General features: G+C 32.2%; 20 protein-coding genes. 9 read left to right on the forward strand and 11 right to left on the reverse strand.

The genetic code is table 11. The annotated features are described in order from the left end of the window. The first annotated feature begins 2 nt into the window (after window positions 1–2). The 6 genes from H6578_09370 to H6578_09395 all read left to right on the forward strand — a co-directional run bounded on the left by H6578_09370 (window position 3) and on the right by H6578_09395 (window position 7,047). On the forward strand, window positions 3–1,148 hold the full coding sequence (locus H6578_09370; protein MCB9227360.1) for an AhpC/TSA family protein: 1,146 nt from the start codon (window positions 3–5) through the stop codon (window positions 1,146–1,148). Continuing rightward, window positions 1,149–2,243: a UDP-N-acetylglucosamine 2-epimerase (non-hydrolyzing) gene (gene wecB, locus H6578_09375; GenBank protein MCB9227361.1), complete on the forward strand. Its 1,095-nt coding sequence runs from the start codon at window positions 1,149–1,151 to the stop codon at window positions 2,241–2,243. It begins immediately after the preceding gene. After that, window positions 2,227–3,480 (forward strand): oligosaccharide flippase family protein, encoded by a 1,254-nt coding sequence (locus H6578_09380; GenBank protein ID MCB9227362.1) that lies wholly within the window; start codon window positions 2,227–2,229, stop codon window positions 3,478–3,480. The genes wecB and H6578_09380 overlap by 17 nt, the downstream gene beginning before the upstream one ends. Before the next feature lie 103 nt (window positions 3,481–3,583). Next, on the forward strand, window positions 3,584–4,870 hold the full coding sequence (locus H6578_09385; GenBank protein ID MCB9227363.1) for an oligosaccharide repeat unit polymerase: 1,287 nt from the start codon (window positions 3,584–3,586) through the stop codon (window positions 4,868–4,870). After that, window positions 4,839–5,930 carry a glycosyltransferase gene (locus H6578_09390; protein MCB9227364.1) on the forward strand — a complete coding sequence of 364 codons (1,092 nt, stop codon included), beginning with the start codon at window positions 4,839–4,841 and terminating at the stop codon, window positions 5,928–5,930. The genes H6578_09385 and H6578_09390 overlap by 32 nt, the downstream gene beginning before the upstream one ends. Then, window positions 5,926–7,047 (forward strand): glycosyltransferase, encoded by a 1,122-nt coding sequence (locus H6578_09395; GenBank protein ID MCB9227365.1) that lies wholly within the window; start codon window positions 5,926–5,928, stop codon window positions 7,045–7,047. The genes H6578_09390 and H6578_09395 overlap by 5 nt, the downstream gene beginning before the upstream one ends. Here the strand turns inward: H6578_09395 and H6578_09400 are convergent. Continuing rightward, window positions 7,016–7,765: a hypothetical protein gene (locus tag H6578_09400; GenBank protein MCB9227366.1), complete on the reverse strand. Its 750-nt coding sequence runs from the start codon at window positions 7,763–7,765 to the stop codon at window positions 7,016–7,018. The genes H6578_09395 and H6578_09400 overlap by 32 nt on opposite strands. 79 nt (window positions 7,766–7,844) lie before the next feature. Between H6578_09400 and H6578_09405 the strand changes: the two genes are divergently transcribed. After that, window positions 7,845–9,050 (forward strand): O-antigen ligase family protein, encoded by a 1,206-nt coding sequence (locus H6578_09405; protein MCB9227367.1) that lies wholly within the window; start codon window positions 7,845–7,847, stop codon window positions 9,048–9,050. On the opposite strand, the gene H6578_09410 is transcribed toward H6578_09405, so the two are convergent. The 6 genes from H6578_09410 to H6578_09435 all read right to left on the reverse strand — a co-directional run bounded on the left by H6578_09410 (window position 9,021) and on the right by H6578_09435 (window position 15,075). Further along, complete coding sequence (locus H6578_09410; GenBank protein MCB9227368.1) at window positions 9,021–10,214, reverse strand: glycosyltransferase family 4 protein; 1,194 nt, start codon at window positions 10,212–10,214, stop codon at window positions 9,021–9,023. The genes H6578_09405 and H6578_09410 overlap by 30 nt on opposite strands. Further along, a complete protein-coding gene (locus H6578_09415) occupies window positions 10,211–10,930 on the reverse strand; it encodes an RluA family pseudouridine synthase (protein MCB9227369.1) in 720 nt (239 codons plus the stop codon). The genes H6578_09410 and H6578_09415 overlap by 4 nt, the downstream gene beginning before the upstream one ends. Before the next feature lie 5 nt (window positions 10,931–10,935). Continuing rightward, on the reverse strand, window positions 10,936–11,535 hold the full coding sequence (locus H6578_09420) for a pseudouridine synthase (protein MCB9227370.1): 600 nt from the start codon (window positions 11,533–11,535) through the stop codon (window positions 10,936–10,938). 15 nt (window positions 11,536–11,550) lie between these two features. Then, window positions 11,551–12,342 carry a DnaJ domain-containing protein gene (locus H6578_09425; protein MCB9227371.1) on the reverse strand — a complete coding sequence of 264 codons (792 nt, stop codon included), beginning with the start codon at window positions 12,340–12,342 and terminating at the stop codon, window positions 11,551–11,553. Between the two features lie 191 nt (window positions 12,343–12,533). After that, window positions 12,534–14,180 (reverse strand): T9SS type A sorting domain-containing protein, encoded by a 1,647-nt coding sequence (locus H6578_09430; protein MCB9227372.1) that lies wholly within the window; start codon window positions 14,178–14,180, stop codon window positions 12,534–12,536. Between the two features lie 25 nt (window positions 14,181–14,205). Then, window positions 14,206–15,075: a hypothetical protein gene (locus H6578_09435; protein ID MCB9227373.1), complete on the reverse strand. Its 870-nt coding sequence runs from the start codon at window positions 15,073–15,075 to the stop codon at window positions 14,206–14,208. A gap of 125 nt (window positions 15,076–15,200) precedes the next feature. Between H6578_09435 and H6578_09440 the strand changes: the two genes are divergently transcribed. Together H6578_09440 and H6578_09445 are read left to right on the forward strand one after the other, a co-directional pair. After that, window positions 15,201–15,830 carry a peroxiredoxin gene (locus tag H6578_09440; protein ID MCB9227374.1) on the forward strand — a complete coding sequence of 210 codons (630 nt, stop codon included), beginning with the start codon at window positions 15,201–15,203 and terminating at the stop codon, window positions 15,828–15,830. Between the two features lie 50 nt (window positions 15,831–15,880). Then, window positions 15,881–17,113 carry a metallophosphoesterase gene (locus tag H6578_09445; GenBank protein ID MCB9227375.1) on the forward strand — a complete coding sequence of 411 codons (1,233 nt, stop codon included), beginning with the start codon at window positions 15,881–15,883 and terminating at the stop codon, window positions 17,111–17,113. 49 nt (window positions 17,114–17,162) lie between these two features. Here the strand turns inward: H6578_09445 and H6578_09450 are convergent, their stop codons facing one another. From H6578_09450 to H6578_09465, 4 genes are all read right to left on the reverse strand, one after another. Beyond that, entirely contained in the window at window positions 17,163–17,246 is an 84-nt protein-coding gene (locus H6578_09450) for a hypothetical protein (protein MCB9227376.1), read from the reverse strand. Between the two features lie 79 nt (window positions 17,247–17,325). After that, a complete protein-coding gene (locus tag H6578_09455) occupies window positions 17,326–18,333 on the reverse strand; it encodes a hypothetical protein (GenBank protein ID MCB9227377.1) in 1,008 nt (335 codons plus the stop codon). Between the two features lie 71 nt (window positions 18,334–18,404). Next, window positions 18,405–19,640 (reverse strand): M48 family metallopeptidase, encoded by a 1,236-nt coding sequence (locus tag H6578_09460; protein ID MCB9227378.1) that lies wholly within the window; start codon window positions 19,638–19,640, stop codon window positions 18,405–18,407. Between the two features lie 491 nt (window positions 19,641–20,131). Then, on the reverse strand, window positions 20,132–26,734 hold the full coding sequence (locus H6578_09465; GenBank protein ID MCB9227379.1) for a gliding motility-associated C-terminal domain-containing protein: 6,603 nt from the start codon (window positions 26,732–26,734) through the stop codon (window positions 20,132–20,134). Window positions 26,735–26,887: the final 153 nt, after the last annotated feature.

Genomic DNA, 26,887 nt, shown 5'->3' on the forward strand with positions numbered 1-26,887 from the left:
TCATGAAAAAACTACTTTTTATAATAGCTTTAGTAAGCACTACCCTATTTTCTTGCAAGCAAGAGAAAGATGTTTATCATTTATCGGGAAAAATTGACGGGTTAGATAATCAAGAAATGGTTCTACAATTTGTAACTTTCAACAATATAGAAGATATAGATACCACAAAATCTGATAAAGATGGCAACTATGAATTTACAGGAAAAGTAGCTGAGCCGGGATTTTACAGAATAGCTTCCAACGGAAAATATTGGCTGGTACGCCTTGACAATGAAAATATAGTATATAACGCCAAGTTTGATGATGATTTTTTAGAAAAAGCAGAAGTAAAAGAGAATGATAAAGCTATAGCATTTCAAGAAGCTATTAACTTTTTTATAGAAAAACAAAGAAAAAATCAAGAATTATCATCGGCATACCAAACTAAATCAATGGCGGGAGCTTCGCAAGAAGAACTTAAAGCTATAGAAGATGAGTTTGCTGCTACACAAGAGGATTTAGCTAAAGAAATTAAAGAGCGAGTAAATAAAACTACTGATCCAATAACAGGAATATACTATTTAAGTGGTTTACAAAACCCAGATGATATAGACTACATTAAAACTACTTTAGCAGATTATAAAAAAATAATGCCGGCTTCAACATATATAACAGATATGGAAGCACAAATAAAACAGCAGGAAGATGCCAAGGTTCAACAGGCGGCTATGGAAGCTGCTGCGGGGAAAATAGCCATAGGTTCAGAAGCTCCTGATTTTACACAAAAAAATCCACAAGGTAAAGATGTAAAGCTATCGGATTATAGAGGCAAAGTGGTATTGTTAGATTTTTGGGCAAGCTGGTGTAAACCATGCAGATATGAAAACCCAAATGTAGTGGCTGCATACAATAGATATAAGGACAAGGGATTTACGGTATTTAGCGTTTCTTTAGACAAAGACCGAGACGCCTGGCTTAAAGCCATAGAGCAAGATGGCTTAGTATGGCCGGCACATGTAAGCGATTTGCAATTTTGGGACAATGCTGTAGCCAAAGAATATGGCATAACAGGCATACCTGCGGCATTTTTAGTAGATAAAAACGGCATTATTGTAGCTAAAGATTTAAGAGGAGATGAATTGGTTAAGAAGTTGGAGGAAGTGCTGTAAATGAAAATAGTTACCGTTTTAGGCGCCCGACCACAATTTATAAAAGCGGCAGTAGTAAGTAGAACATTTAAGAATTATAACAATATTGAAGAAATTATTGTACATACGGGTCAGCATTATGATTCAAATATGTCAGATTCCTTCTTTAATGATTTAGACATTCCAACTCCTAACTATATGCTAAAATTAGCAGGTAGCAATCATGGGTCTATGACTGGAGGAATGTTAAAAGACATAGAGGAGATTTTACTAAAAGAGAATCCAGATGCTGTAATGGTTTATGGAGATACCAACTCTACCATAGCGGGATCTTTGGCTGCATCTAAACTACATATACCTACTGCACATGTAGAAGCTGGTTTGAGAAGCTTTAATATGAAAATGCCGGAAGAAATTAATAGAATTTTAACAGATAGAATTTCTAAATGGTTATTTTGTCCAACAGAAGCAGCTGTACGCAATTTAGAAAAAGAAGGTTTCAAGAATTTTAATTGTAGCATAATAAAAAATGGAGATGTAATGCAAGATGCCGCATTATTTTATGCTAAAAAATCTAGTGAAAAATCTAACATTATTAATAGTAATAACTTAGAAATAGGGAATTTCATGCTATGTACTGTTCATAGAGCTGAAAATACTGACTCGGAAGATAGACTTACATCAATATTTCAAGCTTTAGATGAAATACACAAAGATTGTCAAGTTATTTTACCACTGCACCCTAGAACTAAAAAAATGCTATATAAATATAATTTATCACCTAACATTACACTAATAGACCCTGTTGGCTATTTTGACATGATAGAGTTTTTAAAAAATTGTAAAGCAGTAATTACTGATAGTGGAGGCTTACAAAAAGAAGCATTTTTCTTTAAAAAACCTTGTATTACATTGAGAGATGAAACTGAATGGGTTGAGTTGATTGAAAATAATTTCAATAAATTAGCAGGTGTTGATATTGATAAAATAATAAGCATATATAACAAGATTAACAAGTTCAATTCTAATTACGAAATGAATTTATACGGCAATGGAAATGCGAGCAATGTTATTGCTACAGAATTACTAAATAACAATAATGCTTTCAAGATTTAAAAAATCAAACTTTTTAAAAAACTCTGCCATTTTAATGTTTGGGACAATTATTGCTCAAACTATTCCAACACTAATAAGTCCGTTACTTACAAGGCTATACTCTCCAGAAAGCTTTGGCACTTTAATGGTTTTTGTTAGTGCTATAAGTATTATAAGTGTTTTAGCAACTATGCGATATGAAAAAGCAGTAGTAGTTGTACCAGAATACGATATTGCAAAAAAATTAACAGTATTGTCCTTTTTCATAGTTATTCTATTTTGCATTTTACTCTCTTTTGTTAATATTTTAGGTGGTTCTAAATTACTTACTTTTTTAAATCTTTCTTCACTCACATCCTATTCTTGGTTAATAATAATAGGAGTTCTTCTAATTGCTTTAGATCAAATATTTTATCATTGGGCAAATAGAATTTCAGCATATAAAACTATGGCAATAGCTAAAGTAGGTAATAATCTAAGCTCTGGGATTTCATCAATAATTTTTGGTTTATTTCATTTGGAAGTACTAGGATTATTATTTTCAAAACTATTAGGCCTTTTAGCTTCTTTTATCATAAATTTTGGCTCCTTCCCTACTTATTTACTTAAAGCATATACAAAAAAGGACCTCAAGGAAATAGCCATAAAAAACAACAAATATCCTAAATACATAATGCCAGGCCATTTATTAAATGCCGTTTCTCTAAATGGACCTCCTATTATTATGGCAATGTACTTTGCACAAAAAGAAATAGGATTCTTTGCTCTTACTCAAAGAGTAATAATGTTACCTGTATCAATTATCTCTAGATCAGTTGCAGATGTTTTTAGGCAAAAAGCAACAGAACTATACAATACTACAGGAAATTTTAGAACATTATACTTAAAAACATTAGGAAGCTTATCTTTGTTGGGGTTAATTCCTACAGCAATTTTAACTTTACTAGGACCATGGTTATTTTCTATATTTTTTGGAGCAGAGTGGGTAGAAAGTGGCTATTTAGCTCAAATATTAGCTTTTCTTTTTTATTTCCAATTTATATCTAGCCCACTCACAAGTGTTTTTATTATTACAGATAAACAACAACTTGAATTAATTTGGCAAATATTATTTTTAGTAGCCTCTATAGCATCAATATATCTAGGATTTGTTTTTTTTGGAGATTTAAAAAGTACTATTGGTGTTTTTGTAATATCCAGAAGTATTGTGTATATCATAAGTATTATTTTAACTTTACCTTTAACTGTAAAAAACTAACTTGGAAGCATTTGCATATATTATATCAAGTATTATCATTTTAATTTTCTCCTATCTTTTATTTAAAAAGGCTAGCGGCACCATGTCTATTAAACAATTGAACATGATAAATTTCTTATTTTATGTGCCTTTATTTTTAATGTCATTTTTAGGTTCAATATTTATAGTGTTAAAAGTGGATCATCATTATATAATAGATAAAATATATTTTGATAAAACAAGAGTTATTGGGTGGGTAGCCATAATGTATACTATGCTCATGCTCCCAATTGGTGTAATTATAGCCAAAAAATTATTTAATATTAATAATACAAAGCTAGAGCTAATTAATTATGCAAAAAAACCAGTAGTTAATCTTTTTAATAACTATGAGATAATACTAAAATCTTTTTTAGTAGCTTTAAGTTTTGTTTCATTAATTGCAATTGCTTATACTTTTATAAAAATTGATACAATTCCTATTTTAAGACTATTAAATGGTGCTACTGCTAATGAGTTAGCTATACTTAGAATTATGTCTAAAATGGAATTTCAAGGCAATGTTTTATTTAGAAATATTTTTGCTTTACAGCTAATGCCTATAATTACTTACATTTCTTTTGCCTACTTATATAAAACTAAATCTTTGTTTAATTACTTCTGGTTTTCAACTTGCTTTTTTGCTTCTATATTAATACTTACCTATGATTTAGAAAAATCTCCTATGGCAATGTTTTTAGCAGGGTTTATTTTCTTTTTTGTTTGGGTAAAAGGTGAAATTTCAATTGGAAAATTAAGCATTATTTCAATTACTCTATTCTCTATAATTGTACTATTTTATATAGGTTTTGGTCAAAATAACATATCAGATATCTTATTTCAATACAATCAAGGAATTTCTGGAAGAGTACTTTTTTCGCAAATAGCAGGCACATTTCTTTCCTTTGAATTTTTTGATAATATAAAAGATTTCATTAGTATAAATAGTCTAACTAACTATATAAGCTATTTTGAAATAGAATATTCAGAAAGAGCTGCCAAATTAATAATGGAAGTTATTAATCCGAAGGGTGTTATATTAGGTACGGCAGGAGTACAGAACACTTTATTTATAGGAGAAGCGTGGGCAAATTTTGGAGTACTTGGGCTGTTATTATCACCTATTTACGTGGGTTTTATTATTGGCACTTTTTTCTACAGTCTTTTATATCTTCCTAAAAGTCCAATTTTTATAGGCATATACGTAGCATATAGCTACAAACTCACACTAATTGGAGGTTTTAATGATTACATTTATAACATATCAAATCTGCTATTTTTTATAATATTTGCAACAATCATATTATTTAGTTACAAATTAACATCTATTTTACAAAAATATGAAAAGAATAATATTTCACCTTCCATATAAAATAGACAAAAATAGACCTAGTGGCACAAATATTAGACCTATAAAACTACTAAATGCTTTTAAGTCCTTAGGATATCAAGTAGATTTTGTAAACGGTTATGCAAAAGAAAGAAAATCTCAAATTGAAAAAATAATAAGAAACATTAAATCAGGGATTACTTATGATTTTTTGTATTCTGAAAGTAGCACTCTACCTACTTTGCTTACAGAAAGCCATCATCTTCCTACTTACCCATTCTTAGATTTTAATTTTTTATTTTTTTGTAAAAAAAACAAAATACCAATCGGATTATTTTATAGAGATATACATTGGGAATTTGAACATTATAGTCTTAAAGGGGTCAAACAAATCTACTCAAGAATATTTTACAAATTTGACTTGCTAAAATATAATCAACTTATTGATGTGCTCTTTTTGCCTTCTCTTAAAATGTTTAAACATATTCCCACAAATTTGACAATGCAAAAATTTGCGTTACCTTCTGGTATAGATGCAGAAACAGATTATAAACCTTATATTTATAACAAAGTTTTTATCTATGTTGGTGGTATAGGTAAATTATATAAAATGCATGAGTTAATTAAGGCATTTCAACTCAACAAAGATTTAAAACTTATACTTAACACAAGAGAAGAAGAATGGAATCAGTATAAAAATGAATATCAAGACTATCTTTCCGACAATATAGAAATTCATCATAAAAGTGGTAAAGATTTATTACCTCTTTATAAACGGTCATCAGTTGGATTATTAGTGTATGAACAATCTGATTATCGCAATTTTGCTATGCCAGTAAAATTGTTTGAATACCTCTCTCACAACTTACTTGTTCTATCCTCAATAAACACAGCCCCGTCTGAATATATTGAAAAACATAAAATTGGCTATAGCGTAAATTATCATAGCAATGATATAAGTAAACTATTATTAAAACTACCCAATTTGGTAGAACAAGATACTAAACTAAGTGAAAGATTATATAAAATAAAAAAAGACAATACTTGGGAAGCAAGAGCAAAAAAAGTTTTAGAAGTTTTAAAAAATAACAATAATGATTAGGGTATTAATATTAGGAGACTTAAACTCTGTCCACATTATTAGGTGGGTAAGCTCTTTGTGTGAAAAAGATTTACAAATTGGTTTATTTTCGTTTTCTAAAATTAACCACAATCATTATAATTCTTTCAATAACTTAACCATTGAAAGTGTTGAGATAAATGAAGACTTTTTTAAAAGTGAAGAGGGTAGTTTGGCAAAATTAAAATATTTAACAGCACTACCCAAACTAAGAAAATTTATAAAAGAATTCCACCCTGATATTTTACATGCACATTATGCTAGTAGTTATGGCTTATTAGGTGCTCTTACTAACTTCTCTCCTTATATTATCTCCGTTTGGGGAAGTGATGTTTATGATTTCCCAAATAAAAACTTTGTTTTTAAAAATCTAATAAAGTTTAACTTAAAGCAAGCGGACTATATACTTTCTACTTCTCATGCAATGGCTAAAGAAACTAAAAAATATACAAACAAGCCAATAGAGATAACACCATTTGGAGTAAATTTATCTTTATTTAGACCCATAGATATCAAAAAAGATAATTCTAAAATTATTTTAGGTACAGTAAAATCATTGGAAAAAAAATATGGAATAGATATTCTTATTAAAGCATTTGCTATAGTTTATAAAACTAATGAAAATAAAAATATTGAATTAAGAATTTTTGGCAAAGGAACACTAAGTGATGAACTTAAAAAATTAGCTAAGACCGAAAATGTAGAAAACCAAGTAAAATTTATGGGTTTTATAGATAATAATTTGATACCTCAAGAACTAAATAAATTTGATATCTATCTTGCACTATCAAGATTAGAGAGTTTCGGTGCGGCTATTGTTGAAGCAGAAGCTTGTGGAGTACCTGTAATTGTAAGTAACATTGGAGGCTTGCCAGAAGTTATTGGGAATAATGAAACAGGTATTATAGTTGAAAGTGAAAATATTGAAGAAACCGCAAACGCTATTCTTAAACTAATTAGCAATGAAAAATTGAGATTTGAAATGGGTAATAACGGGAGAAAGAGAGCTAAAGATCTATATGACTGGAATAAGAATGTAAATCAAATGTACTCTATTTATTATAGAATTATTTCCTTAAAACAAACAACTTCAGTATAACTAAAAACATAGTTCCTACAAAAAAAACAAAAACAAGCCATTTGAATAGAAATGTAAATAATGAGTTTTTGATATCTATGTTAACTATATCAATAATCTCGTAGATATTATCTTTATTCTTTAGCTTATTACTATCAGAAAGTATATCTTTTTTTATTTTTATTATTTGATTAGAAATAACACTAGGGTCAGAAATTAAAGCAAATTTTTTAGGATTATTATTTGAATCAAAAATTTCTTCTTGTAACTTTTCAAGTTTTACTAGTTCAGACTTATTTACAGCTAAACTATTTGTTAAACTTTCTATCTCTTCTAAATGCTTTTTATTTATAAAAGCATTTTCTTTTAGACTGTTGTTTATTGCTTCTACAAAAAAAGCATTAGAATTTTCTTTACCCTCAGTTTCTAATTGAATCAAGAATAAACCATTATTATCTTTTGAAATATTATTAAAAGATACTTTTTTTAACTGATAAACTTTAGAACTATCTATTCTAATCTTTTTAGACAATTTATTGTAGTTTTTTTCTTCAACAAATTTTTTTATAGAATTTACTTCATTACTTATTAAATCCAAAGAAATATACTCACTTGAACCAGAAATTATTGTTACATACTTATTATTAGCTGTATTAAACTTATATAAACCAAGTGAAATACCAATAATAAAAAAAACAACAAAATATATTATGTTTTTCTTAACAAATTTAGAAACCATATCTATTAAATCTTCAATATTGAATTCCGTACCTTGCATATATTGTTTACTTTTACACGAAGATAACAAAACTTTAAATTTGAATTACTTAAAGAATATTGATAATAAATTATTAACAGCAGGATTATTACTTTTCGCTTTTGTTTTGCCTATACATAAAATGGCAACTACAATTCCTTTCATTATTATTATTATAGGGTTAATCCCATCATACAAACAATACAGCATAAAAGAGTTAAGCAAATATAGTATTGTACTAGTTTCATTGCTAATCATTTATTTTATTCTTGCCTTTAATAGTTATTTTCATGCTATTTACAAATTACATGCAAAAAATGAATTAATTGGTAAAATACCATTCTTTTTACTTCCTTTACTTTTAACATTATATCAAAAAATAGAGACAACTACTATAAAAAAGATAGTGACTACTTTTTTTATCAGTAGCTATATAATGTCTATAATAATAATGTTCATTTATTTATTTAATCTAATATACTATAATAAAATTACTTCGTATACTGATTTAATTAGTTTTACAATTATTCACCCTAGCTATCTTTCTTTATACTTACTTTTTGGATTGATATTGTTTATAGACAATAAATATTTAACAGATTCTATCAAATCAAATATACTGTATAAAACTTATCCATTTGTTGTTTCTGTAACAATAATAATATTAGCTTCTAGGATTTCAATTATTGCTTTAGTTATTCTTTTTATTATCTATATTTTCTTTATTTTGAAATTAAAACAAGCACTTTTTGCTACATTACTTATTTGTTTACTGTCTATATTCTTATTTTGGAAAGTAGATTTTTTAAATGCTAGATTTACTAAAGCCATAAACATGCTAAAGCAAGATAAAAATGCTGTCAATAACTATACTGTAGATGATAGAATAATGATATGGAGCAATGCTATAGAATTAATTAAAGAGGAACCAATAAAAGGTTATAATATTGGAGATGCACGAAACCATTTTTTAAGAGAAAAACATAACACTAGCGGTTTTGGTAAAGGTTATAGAGAACATTACAACTGCCATAATCAATTTTTAGAATCTTGGCTTTCTTTAGGTATTTTAGGGGTTATAACTATGATTTTAATTTTTGCCACCTTACTTTATATAGGTATAATAGAAAAAAATAAGGTTATTATTGGGTTTACATTGCTACTTTTTATCTTTTCATTAGTAGAATCAATTTTAGAATCCCAAGGTGGAATTATGTTTTTTGCTTTTTTTGTAGGTTTATTCCTCAATAAACTCAAGCATGTCTAAAGCTAGTTTTTTTCTATCATAAGTTTTTGCTAGTTCATTAGCCCCTTGTTTATAGTTTTGATAATCTGTTTTTATTTGTGCTAATTTTTCTAAAAAATCTCCTTCGTTTTCTGGTTCAAAGGCTACTCCAGCATTATACTTTTCTATTATTTTTTGTACCTCTCCTTCTACCCCAAGCAGTATTGGTTTTTGCATAGCTGCAATCTCAAATATTTTAGAAGGAATGGCTGCTTTAAACAAATCAGACTTTACTAAATTTACTAAACCAACATCACTTACTGAAATGTAATTTATCACTTCATTTTTCAGTACAGAAGGCAACATTGTTACATTGCCTAAATTCAATTTTTTATTTAACTCTAATAATTCTTGCTTTTTTGCTCCATCTCCAACAAATAAAAAATGAATTTCTTTATCTTTTACTTTTTGAACTGCTTTTAATATAAAATCAAGTCCATGTGCCATGCCATGTGTCCCAATATATAAAATCACAAACTTTTGTTCTAAACCTAAATTTTTCTTTAATTCACTATCTACATAATTAGGATTGAATTTAGAAATTTCAACACCATTTGTAATTACCTTAATTTTACCTACTGTATAAGGATGTTTTTTAATTAAGTTATTTTTAAGTTCTGGTGTTACAATTACTATTTTATCTGCAGTTTTATACATTCTTTTTTCTAAAAACTCAAAAAAGCGAATTATAAAACCATCCATTCCTGTTACTACTTTTATACTTTCTGGCCAAATATCTCTAATTTCTAATAACCATTCCTTTTTTTTAACAAGGCTTAATAAACGTCCAGCTATAGCAGTAAAAAACTGTGGAGATGTAGCTACTATAAAATCTGTTTTCACAAACAGCCCGGCTATTAATGCAGCAAGCATAAAACTTATATAATCTAATGTTCTTTTAATAGTTCCTTTGTTTGCGGTAATATAGGTAAAAACTCTTATGATTTTTATTCCATCAATTTCTTCTTTCAGATAGAGTTTATTTTTGTATCCATTATAAACTTTCCCTGTAGGAAAATTAGGGAAACAAGTAATAACTGTAACTTCTGCTCCTTTTTTAACCCACTCTTTACAATGCTCATAAGTGCGAGAAGCAGGTGCATTTACCTCAGGAGGAAAATTATCTGTTAGAAACAATATTCTCATAACTTACTTAACTGCTTCCTCAAAGCTCCTAAATCTTTAGGAAGCTCGCTTTCTACAAAAATTTCTTTGCCTTTCATATCTTCAAATTGTATTGACACAGCGTGCAAGGTTAATCTACTTACCAAAGGTCTTTCTTCTTCAAATTTACGATTATTATATCTTCTTTTTATTTCGCTTAAATAAAAGGCTGTTTTACCATTATATAACTCATCTACTAATAGTGGGCAACCCAAATATTTGCTATGCACCCTTATTTGGTGCGTTCTGCCCGTTAGCGGATAATACTCCATTAAACTTATACTGCCATAATTTTCTACTAATCTAAAAAAGGTTGTGGCTTCTTTTCCTGCATTATTTACCAACATTCTCCCACTATTTTTCATATCATTTAGTATGGGTACGTCTATCCTACCCTCTTCTATTTCCGGCTTGCCTTCCGTAAATGCCCAATATATTTTTTTCACCTCTCCTTCAGCAAATTTATCATTCAAATATTTATGAGCCTCCGCATTTTTAGCAAAACATATTACTCCACTTGTATCTTTATCTAACCTGTGTACGGTGTATATTTCTCCATATATTTCTTTTAATATTTCACGCAAATTGGGCAATGTTTCATCGTACCTATCCGGAATACTCAATAATCCACTTGGTTTACTGACTACTACGTAGTTTTCATCTTCAAACAAAAGCTGTATTTGATATTTTTTAAACAGATAACTCACTTTAAATTCAACTTTTTATACAAAACATCTCTACTTAATTCTAAAATATCTCCCGGCTGAATATTATCCATTTTTAGGTCTTCAATCTGCGTTCTAATTAACCTTAAAACGGGAAAACCCACTTTTGCCAGCATTTTTCTTACTTGCCTATTTTTGCCTTCCATTATTTCAATTTCTACCCAAGATGTAGGTATATCTTTTCTGTACCTAACCGGTGGAAATCTTTCGGGCAGATTTAAAGGTTCATTTATTTTTTCAGCATAAGCAGGAAGCGTTTTATAATTAACTTTATCTACAGTTATTTCCACTCCTTTTCCTAACTTTTTTATAGCCTCTTTAGTAAAAATTCCTTCTACTTGTGCTATATAGGTTTTTGTTTTTTCCGATTTTGGATTAAGCAAAATTTTATTTAGTGATTTGTCGTTCGTTAACAACAACATTCCTTCGCTGTCTTTGTCTAATCTTCCCACAGGATAAACGTCTTTTTCGTCTAAAAAGAAATAATCTGCTATGGACTCGCTACCATCTTCTTTGGTAAATTGACTCAATACATTATATGGTTTATAAAAAATATAGTATTTAAAATTTGCTTTCATTTTTGTTTATAATCTTTATTTTATGCCTCTTTGTTCTCTAATTTTATCGTAAGCATCTTGTATTTTTTGAAATTTATCAGCCGCTTCTTTAGTATTAATTTTAGTTCTATCCGGATGATATTTTAAAACCAATTTTCTATATGCTTTTTTCAAGTCCGTATCGCTTACTGTTTTTGTTACACCCAAAACCTCATAATATCTATAAGTGTATCCACTTGGCTGACTGACATATACTTTCTGTTTTCTTTTTGTAAATAAATTATCAAAATCAGATTTTAAAACACCTATAGCTTTAGCTATGTTTTCCAATACATTTCTTTCTCCTACAGATATGCTTCCATCTACCAACAATAAATCGTACAAAAACTGCAAAATATCTATTTTTTGATTTCTATCTATTTTTTCGTTTAAAAATGCTGCTGCTTCATATCCATTTACAGGCATTTTAATATCGTATTTTAATCTATCATACAATGCTTTGCCTCTTTCTACTCCAAATCTTTTATAATAATATTTTAAAATAAAAATACTTTGTGCCCGAGAAATTAAACTACTAAGTCGTAGCACTTCTACTATCATTTCATTTAATTTGAGTTGATAAGTTGTAAAATAAATTTCTTTTTTCTGAAATCTATATTTTTTGTTTAACTCAAAATTTCCATTAAGCCACTCTTCTATAAACAAGCCTATAAAAAAACCTAAAAAAGCTCCATATATTCTAAATCTCATTGCTCCTAAAAGCATTAAAACCCATTTAATGTATTTTTTATATTCTGCCATAAAAAAATGTCCCAATAGATTTTTCATCTATCGGGACACAAAGTTAATTAAGTTGTACTATTTATTTAACGTGAGTTTGAGTATAGAAGTCTTAATTCTGTATTTAAAGATGAGATTCCTGATAAATTTTTCCATTTCATTCCAAAATTTTCAGGAATGGCATCTATTTTGTTAATTATCTATCACTAAAAAACATCTTTGAAGTACTAAAAATCACGTTATTTTGAAACTATAAGTTTCTTAGTAGCTTTTCCTTTTTGATTTTCAAGCTGTATTAAATAAACTCCTGTATTAAATTTACTTAAGTTTATTTCTGTTGTTTGCATAAATTGAGCTTGATAAACTTTTTTGCCAAGCATATTATATATAGAAACGGTTGTGCTTTCATTTATATTTTTCAAGCTGATGCTCACTTTATCTTTTGCAGGATTAGGTGCAACTACTATAGATGAAGAAGGTATTTCTTTAATACCCGTTAATACTTGATAATAAACTTTAGCCGTACTACATTGAGTAGGATCTATATCATTACAAACTTGGTATGTTAAACTATCTACACCTATAAAATTATTTACAGGACTATAAGATATTTCTCCACTTACCACACTTGCTGTTCCATTTAACGGTAAAACAATTATAGCTAAATTAGTAAAGCAATTATCATCATTGGCTAAAGGATCAAAAGTACTTGTTGTATTTTGATCTAAAGTTCTGTTATCATTATAAGCTTCGCACAATGGCGGTGCAGTAACTTCTATAAACCAAGAAGCGGTATCGCAAGCTCCTCCGCTATTACATATATAATAGGTAACCACATCTGTACCCACAAAACCACTATTAGGCGTATAATCTAATTCATTGCCACTGCCATTTGTAGCTGTTCCATTTTGCCCAGAAGTTATAATTACAGGTGCATTGCCCGATGGGTCGCAATTTACATCATTTAAAGTAACATCTAAAGTAGCTGTCTCTACATTTGAAATTGTTGAATTATCATTAACAGCACTTGGTGGGAATACCGAAGCATCTAAGGTATCTAAAGATAAATTATCAACAAATAAAACAGAGCCATCTACACCTGTATAATTTGAATTTACACTAAAATTTCCTCCTGTAAAAGAAGCATCTAAATTGCTTGAACAAAATAATGTAACAATAGTATCCGGCATATCGCAACTTGAATATTCTAAGTCAACATCAAAACTTGTCCATATAGAAGTAGAAGGCAAACGCTTAATGGCATAAGCTACTACTACTCTATTTTTAATAGCTCCGGTAACAACCAAAGCAGAGTCGCCAGATAAACCATCGTATTTATACATACCGCTTAATGTACCGGGTCTAAAATCTATTGGTTGCCCTGTACCGTTATATGAAAAAGGATCTAAGCTACTCAAGCTAGTGGAGTTTACTAATTGGTCTGCAAATGCATTAACATCTAAATTAAAAACACCACTTACCATCATACCCGGAGCTACATTAGTTACTGAAGTATCAAAAGTAAAACCAAATGCTGTAGCTGTAACCTTAATTTTTATTGTCTTAGATTCTAATCTTGTAGAAAAAGTTCCATCAACAGCGTCTGTTGATTGCGTTACTAATTCTACATCAGGATCATTAGTTGCAGGATAAACCACACTTTCAGTTTTTGTCAATTGATTTAACGAAGACCAATGTGTTAAATCATTATAAGTAAATTGTGGATCATCAATTTCATAATCAACTGACATACCACTAATATTAGCAGTACCTTGTACATGTATTTGATTAGTTTTTGTTGTCCAACTCTCTAAACTTGGGTCAACTGTTTGGGCTTTTACTGCTATTGCAAAAGCGATAAAAAATAAAATGTAAATTTTTCTCATAATTATATTTTTTTGTTAGTTAATATTATTCTATAGTTGCTTTTAATCCTCTAGTTCCCATATCTACAACTGTTTCTTCTGTTGGCTCGTACTTCCCGTCAGGATTGGTATCTTGCCATTCAAAACTATTATTGGTAGTTATAGCTACGTTTACTACTATATCTTCTGTTTCATTTCCTGTTATTTCTAATGGTGTTTCAAATGCTCCTGTAACTAAACAAGAACCCAACGGAATTGGCGAAACATCATCTAAAGGATTTGGAACGGTGGTAGCCGGAGATTGCCCTGTTATAGTAGTTGGCACAGGATTTCCAACGTGAAAGCCCCAATATCCTTGCATTTTATTGTCGTTTACACTTATAGTTTCTCCACCTACGGTATAATCTTTTATGTAGGTTCTAAATCCTACAAAAGAAGCTATTTCTCCATTTAGTTCAAATAAACCATAAGTAGGATCATTGTATATAAAATCTACATTATAGTTTTGGTAGCCTATTGAGTTTCTTAAATAGGTGTACGTACCCGGTTGTATTTCACTTAAAGGAATTTTTACTAACACTTCGCCATCACTCACTAATTTTTCTTTATCAAAATCAATAGCCAATTCTCCGTTTACAGTAACATCTTCGCCTTTATAAATTACGGTACTTGTAGTAGGCAATGAAACTACATAATTAATTAATTCTATAGAATGAACGCCCAATTTATTAAAAGCTGGTGTTTGTGCAGCATTTCCAGCAGGAATTACGGCTGGTTCGCCAAAATTATCTAATCTTTCTCCATTAGGGTCTAAAGTATATTTAAACACTAACATCGGTTCTGTTTCTTCTGTTTTATCCTTACAGCTGGTTATTAAAACTAAAACTGCGAATATCATTATAGATGTAAATCTCATTTTTTTAAAATAATTTAATGTTTAGTGAACAAAAATTTTGCCAATTGAGTTAATAGTAGTGCAAGTTACTTAGTAACTTTGTGTTATCAAAATATTATTTAATTAAATCAGAAAAAAAATACGATATGGGACTAGTAGGAAAAAAAGCTCCAATTTTTAAAGCAACAGCCGTAGTAAACGGTGGTGATTTCAATGAAGATTTTTCATTAGAACAATACATAGGTAAAAAGAAAGTAGTTTTCTTTTTCTATCCTATGGATTTTACATTTGTTTGTCCAACTGAAATTTTAGCCTTTCAAGAAAAATTAGCTGAATTTGAAAAAAGAGGCGTAGCCGTTGTAGGTTGCTCTGTAGATTCACATTTCTCACACTGGGCGTGGTTAAACACACCAAAAGATAAAGGTGGTATTCAAAGTGTTAAATATCCGTTAGTGGCAGATTTTGACAAAACAATTTCAATGAACTATGGTGTTTTAGCAGGAGAATACAACTGGGATGAAGATGGCAATTGGGTTTTTGAAGGCTCGCCAGTAGCATATAGAGGTTTGTTTTTAATAGATGAAGACGGTGTAGTTCGTCATGAATTAATTAACGATTTACCTTTAGGTAGAAATGTAAACGAAGCACTAAGAGTAATAGATGCTTTAGCTCACAACCAAAAATATGGCGAAGTTTGCCCAGCCAACTGGAATGAAGGCGATGATGCTATGACCGCTTCTGCTGACGGTGTAGCCGATTATTTATCTAAACATTAATAATTAAAAAGTGAAGTTCCGAGTGGCTGTGCCGCTCGGAATTTTTTTGTATGAAATCTATCTTATTTTTTGCCTCTTTTGTAGTGTTTATTGCTACTGTAGATTTTTATGCTTACCAAGCTATAAAAACTTTTTTTGACCAAAATTCTAAAACAGGAAACATAATAAAAATATTTTATTGGTCTATTCCTTTGTTTTTAATTTTAACTATTATTTTTATAAGTACCCAAGGCTACCAAAATACACCTTTGTGGGTAAAAAGAACCGCAGGAGGATTATTCTTTTTTGGTTTATTGGCTAAGTTCTTCATTATATTTTGGCTTTTTGGCGAAGATATTTACAGAGTTTCTACCTTTTTATTTCAAAAAGTGTTTGGAAATGGCGAAGCAACTTTTGCCGATAGAAGGAAATTTATAAGCCGTATGTCGTTAATTTCAGCTTTAGCTCCCATAGGTATTTTAACGTATGGAGTAGTTAAAAATGCTTATAATTATAAGTTTTACAATCAAAAAATTAAAATACCCAACTTACCCGAAAATTTTAAAGGCAAAAAAATAATTCAACTTTCTGATATACATGCCGGCACCTTTAACAAAACTGCTCCAATAGAAAAAGTAGTAGCAGAAATAAATAAACTGCAACCCGACTATATCTTCTTTACTGGCGATTTAGTAAATGATTTAGCTACAGAAATGGATGATTATCTTCCTATTTTTAAAAAGTTAGAAGCTAAATATGGCATTTACAGCATTTTAGGAAATCACGATTATGGCGATTACGCTTTTGGTCCGCACGATTCCCCCGAAAAAACAGCCAATTTTAATGCTTTTTTACAAGTGCATAAAAAATTGGGTTGGGATTTAATGCGAAACGAAAATAGACGCCTTGAAATAGACGGACAAAGTATAGGACTAATAGGTGTAGAAAACTACAGCGAAGGTGGAAGATTTGTAAGCTATGGCGATTTAGCTAAAGCATATAAAGGTATAGAAAACGAAGCTACAAAAATATTACTAAGCCACGATCCCAGCCATTGGGATGCCGTTATAAATAAAAATTTCAAAGATATTGATTTAACATTATCGGGACACACACACGGTTTTCAATTTGGAGTAGAAACCAAATGGCTGAAATGGAGCCCTTCGCAATATACTTATAAGCAATGGGCGGGTTTGTACCAAAAAGAGAAGCAACAAATATATGTAAACAGAGGCTTTGGAAACTTAGGCTACCCCGGCAGAATAGGTATTTTGCCCGAAGTAACAGTTATTGAGTTGGCTTGATTAGAAAGATAATTTTTTAGACGATTAGATATATAGACGACAATAATATTTACTCTTTAACAAATCTATAGTAGTAGGTTATTCCTTTTTTTGTTGTAAGTGTAAGAATATACGCTCCCGATTGTAAATCCATTACATTTATTTTGTTTAATTCTTGTTCTTCAGAAAGTATGGACTTTACAATGTAAATGCCATATTCCTAATCGGTACAACTACGCCACCAATGTTAAACAAGCAATACCAATTACATAAACTATTACTGCAATCCATGAATCTAAACCCATGCCTAAGTATCGTTTTTTACTATGCAAAGCCATACCTATCATATATACGCTACATAGAATAATAGAAAGAGAGGTCAAATAAATATCGGAATGTTCAGCATCTGGCAATAAAGTAAAATGGTTTAAAAAAGATGCTATTAAAAACAGTACGGGAAGGAACGTATTTCCACCAAAAATATCACTTATTATAGGTTGATAATTCCGTTGTTTCACAAAAGCTAAACCACCCGATATTTCGGGCAAACTGGTAACGAAAGCCAAAATAGTAGCACCAAAAATTACCCCATTCATGTGAAATTTATCTGCTAGTAAATCGCTGGTATGCCCCAATAAATAACCGAAAACAAAAATGGCAGAGCCAAAAATAAAAAGTAAAACAAGTGCTTTTTTCTTGGTAAATTTTGTTGATAGCTCTTTAATTTCTTTCTCATTCTCTTTTGATGCTTTTTGTTTGCTTTTGTGCAAAAGATAAAGACTAAATAACCAAGCGAAACCAATAAATAATTCTGCTACGGGAAAATTGGGGGAAAGTTTACTTTTATTGAATTGCGTGCCTAAAATTACCATAGCTAAAATAGCTGTTAAAAACAAACCCTGCATTATAGAAATAATAGGGCTTACCAAAGAAGTAAGTGGCAATTTATCTCTTTTTCTTGCTGCAAAATCAAAAAGACTAAGCAACAGTGTTTGCATGGCAATTCCCCCAAGTATATTTCCTATGGCTAATGACGTATCTTTTTGCATAACACCTTGCACTACTATAGATAATTCGGGAAGATTAGTAGCTATAGATAAAATAATTGTACCGCCAAAAGCAGCCCCCAACTTATAAGCATCATCAATATAATCAACTACGTCCGATAATTTATTGGAACAATACCAAATAATAGTAGCCGATATTAAAAATACAAGTATAAGAATAGGCGTACTTTGCATAGGGTTTATTTATTGCAAAGATATTGTTTTGCTTGTAATTGGAAAATTCGGTATATATATTAGATAGGTATCTATTTCTTCAAAATATTCCTAATCCTCTCATACAAAGGCGGATGCGAGTAATGAATAAATACATACCACGGATGTGGTGTTAAATTACTTAAATGTTTTTTAGATAATTTTTTTAAGGAACTTATAAGAGCTTGTCCGCTGTAGGTAGTTTTGGCAAAATTATCTGCCTCAAATTCATTTTTTCGGGACAATAGATTCATAAAAATTCCCAAAATCATAGAGATAGGTGCGTAAAGTAATGAAAAAGCTATAAAGCTAATATGGAAACTATTTTCGCTGACGCCAAGTGCCGCAACTAAAGCATCACTTTTTGACAGCCAAGCAAACAAAAAGAATAATACGGCAATTTGAATAATACTTATTGCCATACTCTTTTTTATGTGATTCATTTTGTAGTGCCCTACTTCATGAGCCAAAACAGCCGTTAGCTCTTCATCGGTGTTATTTGCTATTAAAGTATCGTACAGTACAATGGCTTTTGTTTTGCCCATACCACTAAAAAAAGCGTTGGCTTTACTGGAGCGTTTAGAGCCGTCTATCACAAAAATATTCTTTAAAGGAAAATGTACTTTTTTTGCATAGTTTTCAATATTTTCTCTTAAACTGCCATCTTCTAAAGGCGTTAATTTATTAAAAATAGGTACAATTAAAGTGGTATAAAATGTAGCAAAAAACAACGAAAAAGTACTTACTATAATCCATGCTATCCACCAAAAATTATTTCCCATTTTGTAGTAAGCCCACGATAAAGCTCCCAATAGGATACCGCCTACAATGGCACTTAAAATTATACCTTTAAAAAAATCTAAAATAAAAGTTTTAGGCGTTGTTTTGTTAAATCCAAATTTTTCTTCTACAACAAATGTATTGTATATACCAAAAGGTAAGTTAATAAGCATGGTGGCTAGAACTAAAATGGCAAAGAAAACTAAAGCCTGCAATATTTGATTTTGAGTTATGGCTTTTGCCCAACCATCCACCAAGGCAAAACCATTGAAAAACAACATAGCTAATGCAACCGCCAAACTAACTGTACCCGAAATTAAAGCCACTTTGCCTTTAGTTTGAGCATATCTTTTAGCTTTTTCATATTCCTGCTCATCAAAAAGGTCGGCAACTTCTTTGGGCCTGGGACTATCCCAACTTTTAGCATTCAAATAATCCAGTACTTTATTGAAAATAAATTCAAAAACAATAATAAGTACAATGATAATAAAGATAGTGTTTGGGTTCATAGCATACAAACTTACGAATAATGTACATATACTCCAACTACTATGCTTAGCATCCTAAGTGGGTAAAAGTTACAGATTGCCTGCTGCCTACTTGTGGTAGGTTTCGCTCGTGCTCCTATCGGTTCGTCTTTGCAAACGGAGTGAAGCAATCTGTAAATTTTACTAATGGTTTATACCAAACATAATCTTTAGTTTGCTTCGTTCGTGCCTCACTCGCAAAGACGTGCTTGTGTTGGTGTTCGGTTTGCTATGACTTGCAAGGTTTGCTTCGCTCGTACCTCACTCGCAAAGACGTGCATTGGTTTTATTCGTGCCACGACTTGGAGTCGTGGCACGAATACGGTACTTGCAAAGACGTGCTCGTATCGGTTCGTCTTTGCGAACGGAGTGAAGCAATCTATTTGGTTTGGAAAAACGTGCTTTACCCTTCAAAGCCTTGGTGCGTGTCTCACGCACCAAGGCTTAGATATACTCTTTTAAGGACTTTCCCATTACCTAAACAAAGCTAAACTACCTGTTATGGTTGTAATTTTTCCGGAAAAAGACTCTAAAACTATAACGTAATTGTAGTTGTCTATAGGCTGATTTTCAAGTTTAAATGTACCATCCCAACCCGGGTTAGAGCCACTTCCATAATACACTTCTGCTCCCCAACGGTTGTATATTTTCATTGTTATATTACTGTATTTATCCGCATTTACTACTCGGAAAATATCATTTAATATATCGCCATTTGGCGTAAATGAATTAGGAATTAATGGCGTATTTTCTAAAAGTACTTGAATCGTAATACTATCCATTCCATCACATATTCCATCGCTCGCTAATAAATAATAAGTTACCGTTTCGGTAGGATAATCGGCAAAAGAGGAATCGGTAGAAACAGCATTATTATTTACCGTCCAATAATAACTTGTTGTATTTTCTCCTTCACTGTATAAAATAACTTCATTTCCTTTATAAATTATGGTATCACTTGCATTTACCAATACTTCAAACGGCTGATATGCTATATTTTCTATCACTACAGAATCGCAACCATAAACATTAGTAAAAGTATCTGTAAAAATACCTGCATTTTCTGCTTGACAAGTAGTAGAAGTAAGGAATGTACTATCTGTTTGATTTATAGAAAAAACTAAGTGATAATAAGTAGAATCACAACCATTTTGAGCCGTAAAATGAGAAACATATAAGGTTGAATCTTCATTGCCACAAACCCAAGAAGTATCAACACTAAATACCGAATTGGAAACACTAACTGTATAAGTTACAATAGAATCGCAACCATTAGCAGCTTGATTGTTTAAGGTATCATTAAACGAAGTGGAAGCGTAATACCAAGTGCCGTTTGCCAAAGCAGAATCACAGCCTGAAACACTAACAGCACCATAAGCCGCAGGCAATAAAGTAGTGTTGGTTATCACTACCGAATCGCAGCCGTTTACATTGCTAAATGTGGTAGTATTTGTGCCTACTAAATTGGCATCGCAGGTTGTATTATTTATAGTTGTTGTAGGCGAAGCATGGTTGATAGTTAAATTAACGGTATGCACCGAATCGCAACCCGAAACTGCCGTGTAAGTTTGCGAAACGCTTTGCGAAGCATAATACCAAGTACCAAATACTTGTGCTGAATCGCAAGCGGTTTGATTATTGGAAGTAGTTATTTGATTATAAATATTTAGCACAACCGTATGCGTAGAATCACAACCGTTAGCAGCCGTACTGTTTGTTACAATATTTTGCGAAGCAAAGTACCAAGTACCGTTTACATTTGCCGAATCGCAGGCATTGATATTTTCTGTTGTAGCAACCGAATTGGAAATGCTAACCGTATATGTTACAATAGAATCACAGCCATTGGCAGCTTGATTGTTTAAGGTATCATTAAACGAAGTAGAAGCAAAATACCAAGTACCGTTTACCAAAGCAGAATCACAGCCCGAAACACTAACAGAACCATAAGCCGTAGGCAATAAAGTGGTGTTGGTTATCACTACAGAATCGCAACCGTTTACAGTGTTAAATGTGGTAGTATTTGTACCTACTAAATTGGCATCGCAGGTTGTATTGTTTATAGTTGTGGTAGGCGAAGCGTAGTTGATTGTTAAATTGACGGTATGCACCGAATCGCAACCCGAAACTGCCATGTATGTCTGCGAAACGCTTTGCGAAGCATAATACCAAGTACCAAAAACTTGTGCTGAATCACAAGCGGTTTGATTATTGGAAGTAGTTATTTGATTAGAAATAGTAAGCACAACCGTATGCGTAGAATCACAGCCGTTAGCAGCCGTATTATTCGTTACAATATTTTGCGAAGCGTAGTACCAAGTGCCGTTTACGTTTGCCGAATCGCAGGCATTGATATTTTCTGTTGTAGCTACCGAATTGGAAACACTAACCGCATAAGTAACAATAGAATCGCAACCATTAGCAGCTTGATTGTTTAAAGTATCATTAAACGAAGTAGAAGCATAATACCAAGTGCCGTTTGCCAAAGCAGAATCGCAGCCCGAAACACTAACAGAACCATAAGCTGTAGGCAATAAAGTGGTGTTGGTTATCACTACAGAATCGCAACCGTTTACATTGCTAAACGTGGTAGTATTTGTACCTACTAAATTGGCATCGCAGGTTGTGGTGTTTATAGTTGTGGTAGGCGAAGCATAGTTGATTGTTAAATTGACAGTATGCACAGAATCGCAACCTGAAGTAGCTGTATATGTCTGCGAAACGCTTTGCGAAGCATAATACCAAGTACCAAATACTTGTGCCGAATCACAAGCGGTTTGATTATTGGAAGTAGTTATTTGATTAGAAATAGTAAGCACAACCGTATGCGTAGAATCACAACCGTTAGCAGCCGTATTATTTGCTACAATATTTTGCGAAGCGTAGTACCAAGTACCGTTTACATTTGCCGAATCACAGGCATTGATATTTTCTGTTGTAGCTAGCGAATTGGAAACACTAACTGTGTAAGTAACAATAGAATCGCAACCATTAGTAGCTTGATTGTTTAAGGTATCATTAAACGAAGTAGAAGCGTAATACCAAGTGCCGTTTGCCAAAGCAGAATCACAGCCCGAAACGCTAACAGAACCATAAGCCGTAGGCAATAAAGTGGTGTTGGTTACCACTACCGAATCGCAACCGTTTACATTGCTAAATGTGGTAGTATTTGTGCCTACTAAATTGGCATCGCAGGTTGTATTATTTATAGTTGTTGTGGGCGAAGCGTAATTGATTGTTAAATTGACGGTATGCACAGAATCGCAACCCGAAGTAGCTGTGTAAGTTTGCGAAACGCTTTGCGAAGCATAATACCAAGTACCAAATACTTGTGCCGAATCGCAAGCGGTTTGATTATTGGAAGTAGTTATTTGATTAGAAATAGTAAGCACAACCGTATGCGTAGAATCACAACCGTTAGCAGCCGTATTATTTGTTATAATATTTTGCGAAGCGTAGTACCAAGTGCCATTTACATTTGCCGAATCGCAGGCATTAATATTTTCTGTTGTAGCTACCGAATTGGTAACATTAACTGTATAAGTTACAATAGAATCGCAACCATTGGCAGCTTGATTGTTTAAGGTATCATTAAACGAAGTAGAAGCAAAATACCAAGTGCCGTTTGCTAAAGCAGAATCACAGCCCGAAACGCTAACAGAACCATAAGCCGCAGGCAATAAAGTAGTGTTGGTTACCACTACAGAATCACAGCCGTTTACATTGCTAAATGTGGTAGTATTTGTGCCTACTAAATTGGCATCACAAGTTGTATTATTTATAGTTGTGGTAGGCGAAGCATAGTTGATTGTTAAATTGACGGTATGCACCGAATCGCAACCCGAAACTGCTGTGTAAGTTTGCGAAACACTTTGCGAAGCATAATACCAAATACCAAATACTTGTGCCGAATCGCAAGCCGTTTGATTATTGGAAGTAGTTAGTGTATTATTTATAGTAAGTGCATAAGCTGTTATAGAGTCGCAACCAGCTCCAAAATAATTATGTAGTGTATCGTTAATTGTAGTAGAGCTATAATACCAAGTGCCATTAATTTGCGAAGAATCACAAGCGGTAATACTTACATTTTCTGTTACAGTATTGCAAGGTGGTGCACTAAAACATATTTCAATTCCCCACGTTTGCAAAGCACCTCCATCTTGATTATAACCATCGTGAATAGTCAAAATCCATGTTCCATTAGCATCTTCGCCATCAAAAGCAGACAAAGGATTTTCGGGAATGTAATTACCTCCATTTGTAGGCGGACAAGGATAATTATTATTAGCCGCCTCATCATCAAAATTTATATTAAAATTATTTTGAGAACTACAAATACCATCTATCAAAACAACGGACGTTCCGTTTGGACTTGTTAAAGTAAAGGTTAAATCGCTGATATAAGTATGAGTTCCCGTTAAATCAATAACATTTATATCATTAATAACACCTACCGTTCCAGAAATGGTTAAATCTGAATTAATAGTAGGAGTTCCCGATGATGAAATAGTAATGGGCACATCGGTACTGTTGTATATGACACAATTTACTGTTGTAAAACTAAAAATACTACTTACTATAGTATCACAATTATTGTAGGCTTCTACTTGCCAATAATAGGTAGTATTTGCAGCCAATGAAGACGAAGTATAGCTGGCAGTGTTTAATCCTGTTGCATAATCTACCACATTGTTTAATGCCGCATCTGTAGCAATAGTTATGGTATAAGATGCTCCCGAAACACTTGACCAAGTGAAATTAGTAGGTACAGAAACACCCGTTGCCGTATTTGCAGGAGAAGTTAAATTTACCGTTCCACTTAAATTATCTACAAGAGTAAGCGATAAATTTATTGTTTTTGTACCCGTGCTTCCCGTAGCATTTAGCGTAAAATTATAAGTACCGACTGCTACAGCAGCCGTATTTCCAATAGTAAGTGTAGATGTGTAGGCAGGATTTTGATTATTGGTAGAAAAACTACTACTTAATCCGGCAGGTAAACCACTCAAACTTAAAACCACATTACTATTAAATGTACCAATTTTATCTACATCAATAGTGTATTGAGCATCAGAACCGCTACACACACTTAGGCTTGTAGGGTTTGCCGCTACCGTAAAATCATTGGTAATAGCTGTAATGGTAAATACATTATTAGACACATCAAAAAATGTTCCGTTAGATTCCGCACATTGCACCATAACAATAGCAGTAGTTGTAGCTTGATTTGGTACGGTAATTATTTGACTTCCGTCATTTGGCGTATTGGCTAATAAGGTATCATTAAAAGTAACACCACCATCGTAAGAAATAAGTATGTTTACATTGCCACAATTTACCGTAGTTCCCGAACCTGTGTTTGCTACATTCCAAGTAACGGTTTCTGTAGTATTTCCGTCCCACGTTATACCGCTTGCCGTAGGGTATGTAACCACAAAAGGACCGGCACTTCCTACAAAATTAACGCTTATGTCTGTGTGGTCATTACAACCTCCGCCTGTAGCATTATCTCGCACCACCACTCTAAAATCCATAGATCTTGAAACCGTAGGCAGCACTTCCCAAGTAGGGCTGTTTCCTGCTATTACATCGGGCAGATTAGGGAAATATCGTGTAGGGCTTGTTGTGGGGTTAAAACTCCTAAAATTAGGTCCTCCCGTAGCAGTACTTACCGGAGGCATAGTGGCTGTTTGGTTGTCCATTTGCTCCCAGCAGTAGGTTAAGGTGTCATTATCGGGATCGCTACCGGTAGCTGTTAATGCAAAAGGCGTACTTACGGGCAAAGTTATAGTAGTAGCAGGATACGAAACACTTGGTTCATTATTACTTAAAGCCGTTCTTACCGCACAAGAATTGCCTGTGCCTGTTATAAAATTGCCTATTTCTTCTAAATTAATTCCATGGAAATAATCATCGCTATGAGCTTGCACATCGGGAGCACAAATACCTGCATAACCCATTATAGTAGAAGCACTTCCGGGTTCTACAGCCGTGGCATTGTTTCTATTGCAGTTATTGTTTTGTGTATGGTTTCCGCCAAACTGATGTCCCATTTCATGAGCCACATAGTCTATATCAAAATAATCGCCAATAGGTGCACCTTGTCCTGTTACGCCTCTGGCTTTACCTGTTCCACAAGGGGAACGCAACTGAGCAATACCGCCTCCACCTGTACTAAAAACATGTCCTATATCATAATTAGATGAACCTATAACATTATCAATATTTGTTTGATTTTCATTAAGCATTGTTGCCCCGCTATTATTGGTATAAGGGTCGGTAGCTCCATTCAAATAAATAAGCAAATTATTATTACCAATAATATTCATGTGAATAGCCATATCTCTTTCATATACGCCATTAACACGGTTCATAGTGGTAACTTGAGCCGCAGCCGTTAAAGGAACAGTGCCGCCATGAAATTGAGCATATTCGCCTGTGCAAGCCACGGCAAGGCGGTAGGTTCTCAGCTCGCAAGTGCCAAAACGTGCTGCCGTATTGCCTCCCATTTTCTGTTGGAAATTAGATGCTGTATCTTCATCAAGCAGACATTCAAAATCGCCTTTATTCTGGGAATCATTTTTGTAATACACAAAATAATCATTTACTTCTCCGCCATTGTGCGTTATAGGGTCTATTAAAACCGTTCCGTTTTTAGTTCCCAAAATCATGGCATGAAAACCGTGTGGCGTTATATCTAAACGAGTGTACCACTCCGGATGATTGGCACAGTAAGCTAAAAAAGTTTTGATTTCCGGAAATTTTTGAGCAAACTCCGGCTCATATACGGGCGATTCTACTACACTAAAATTTTCAAAACTACCATCGGGCAAAGGCAGGGTAATTATAAAGGAAGATGTTTTTACATTTCCATTGTAATCAATCATTGGAGCATTAAATAAGTAGTTTTTACAAGCCGAATAATTTAACTTAAAACTTTTGTATTTGTTGGGGAAAATATATTGCGTTCCTTTAAGATTGAGTTCTTTAAAATTGCTTTCTATCCAATAATTGTTTTGAGAAAACCCGAAAGTGAAAGTAAAGAAAGTAAGTAAAATAAGTAAATTTGTTTTCATTCTTTAAATTTTACAGCCTTTAAAGGTACAATAATAGCGTAAAAATCAAAATAGTTTAACTTTACAATTTTAAAAAGTTATTGCCCGATAATTTTGAAAATAAGAAATAAATAATATATCTTGCACTCCGTATAAGCGAAATATATACGAGAT

This window comes from Chitinophagales bacterium (assembly GCA_020635995.1).
GTDB lineage: Bacteria > Bacteroidota > Bacteroidia > Chitinophagales > UBA8649 > JAFMKE01.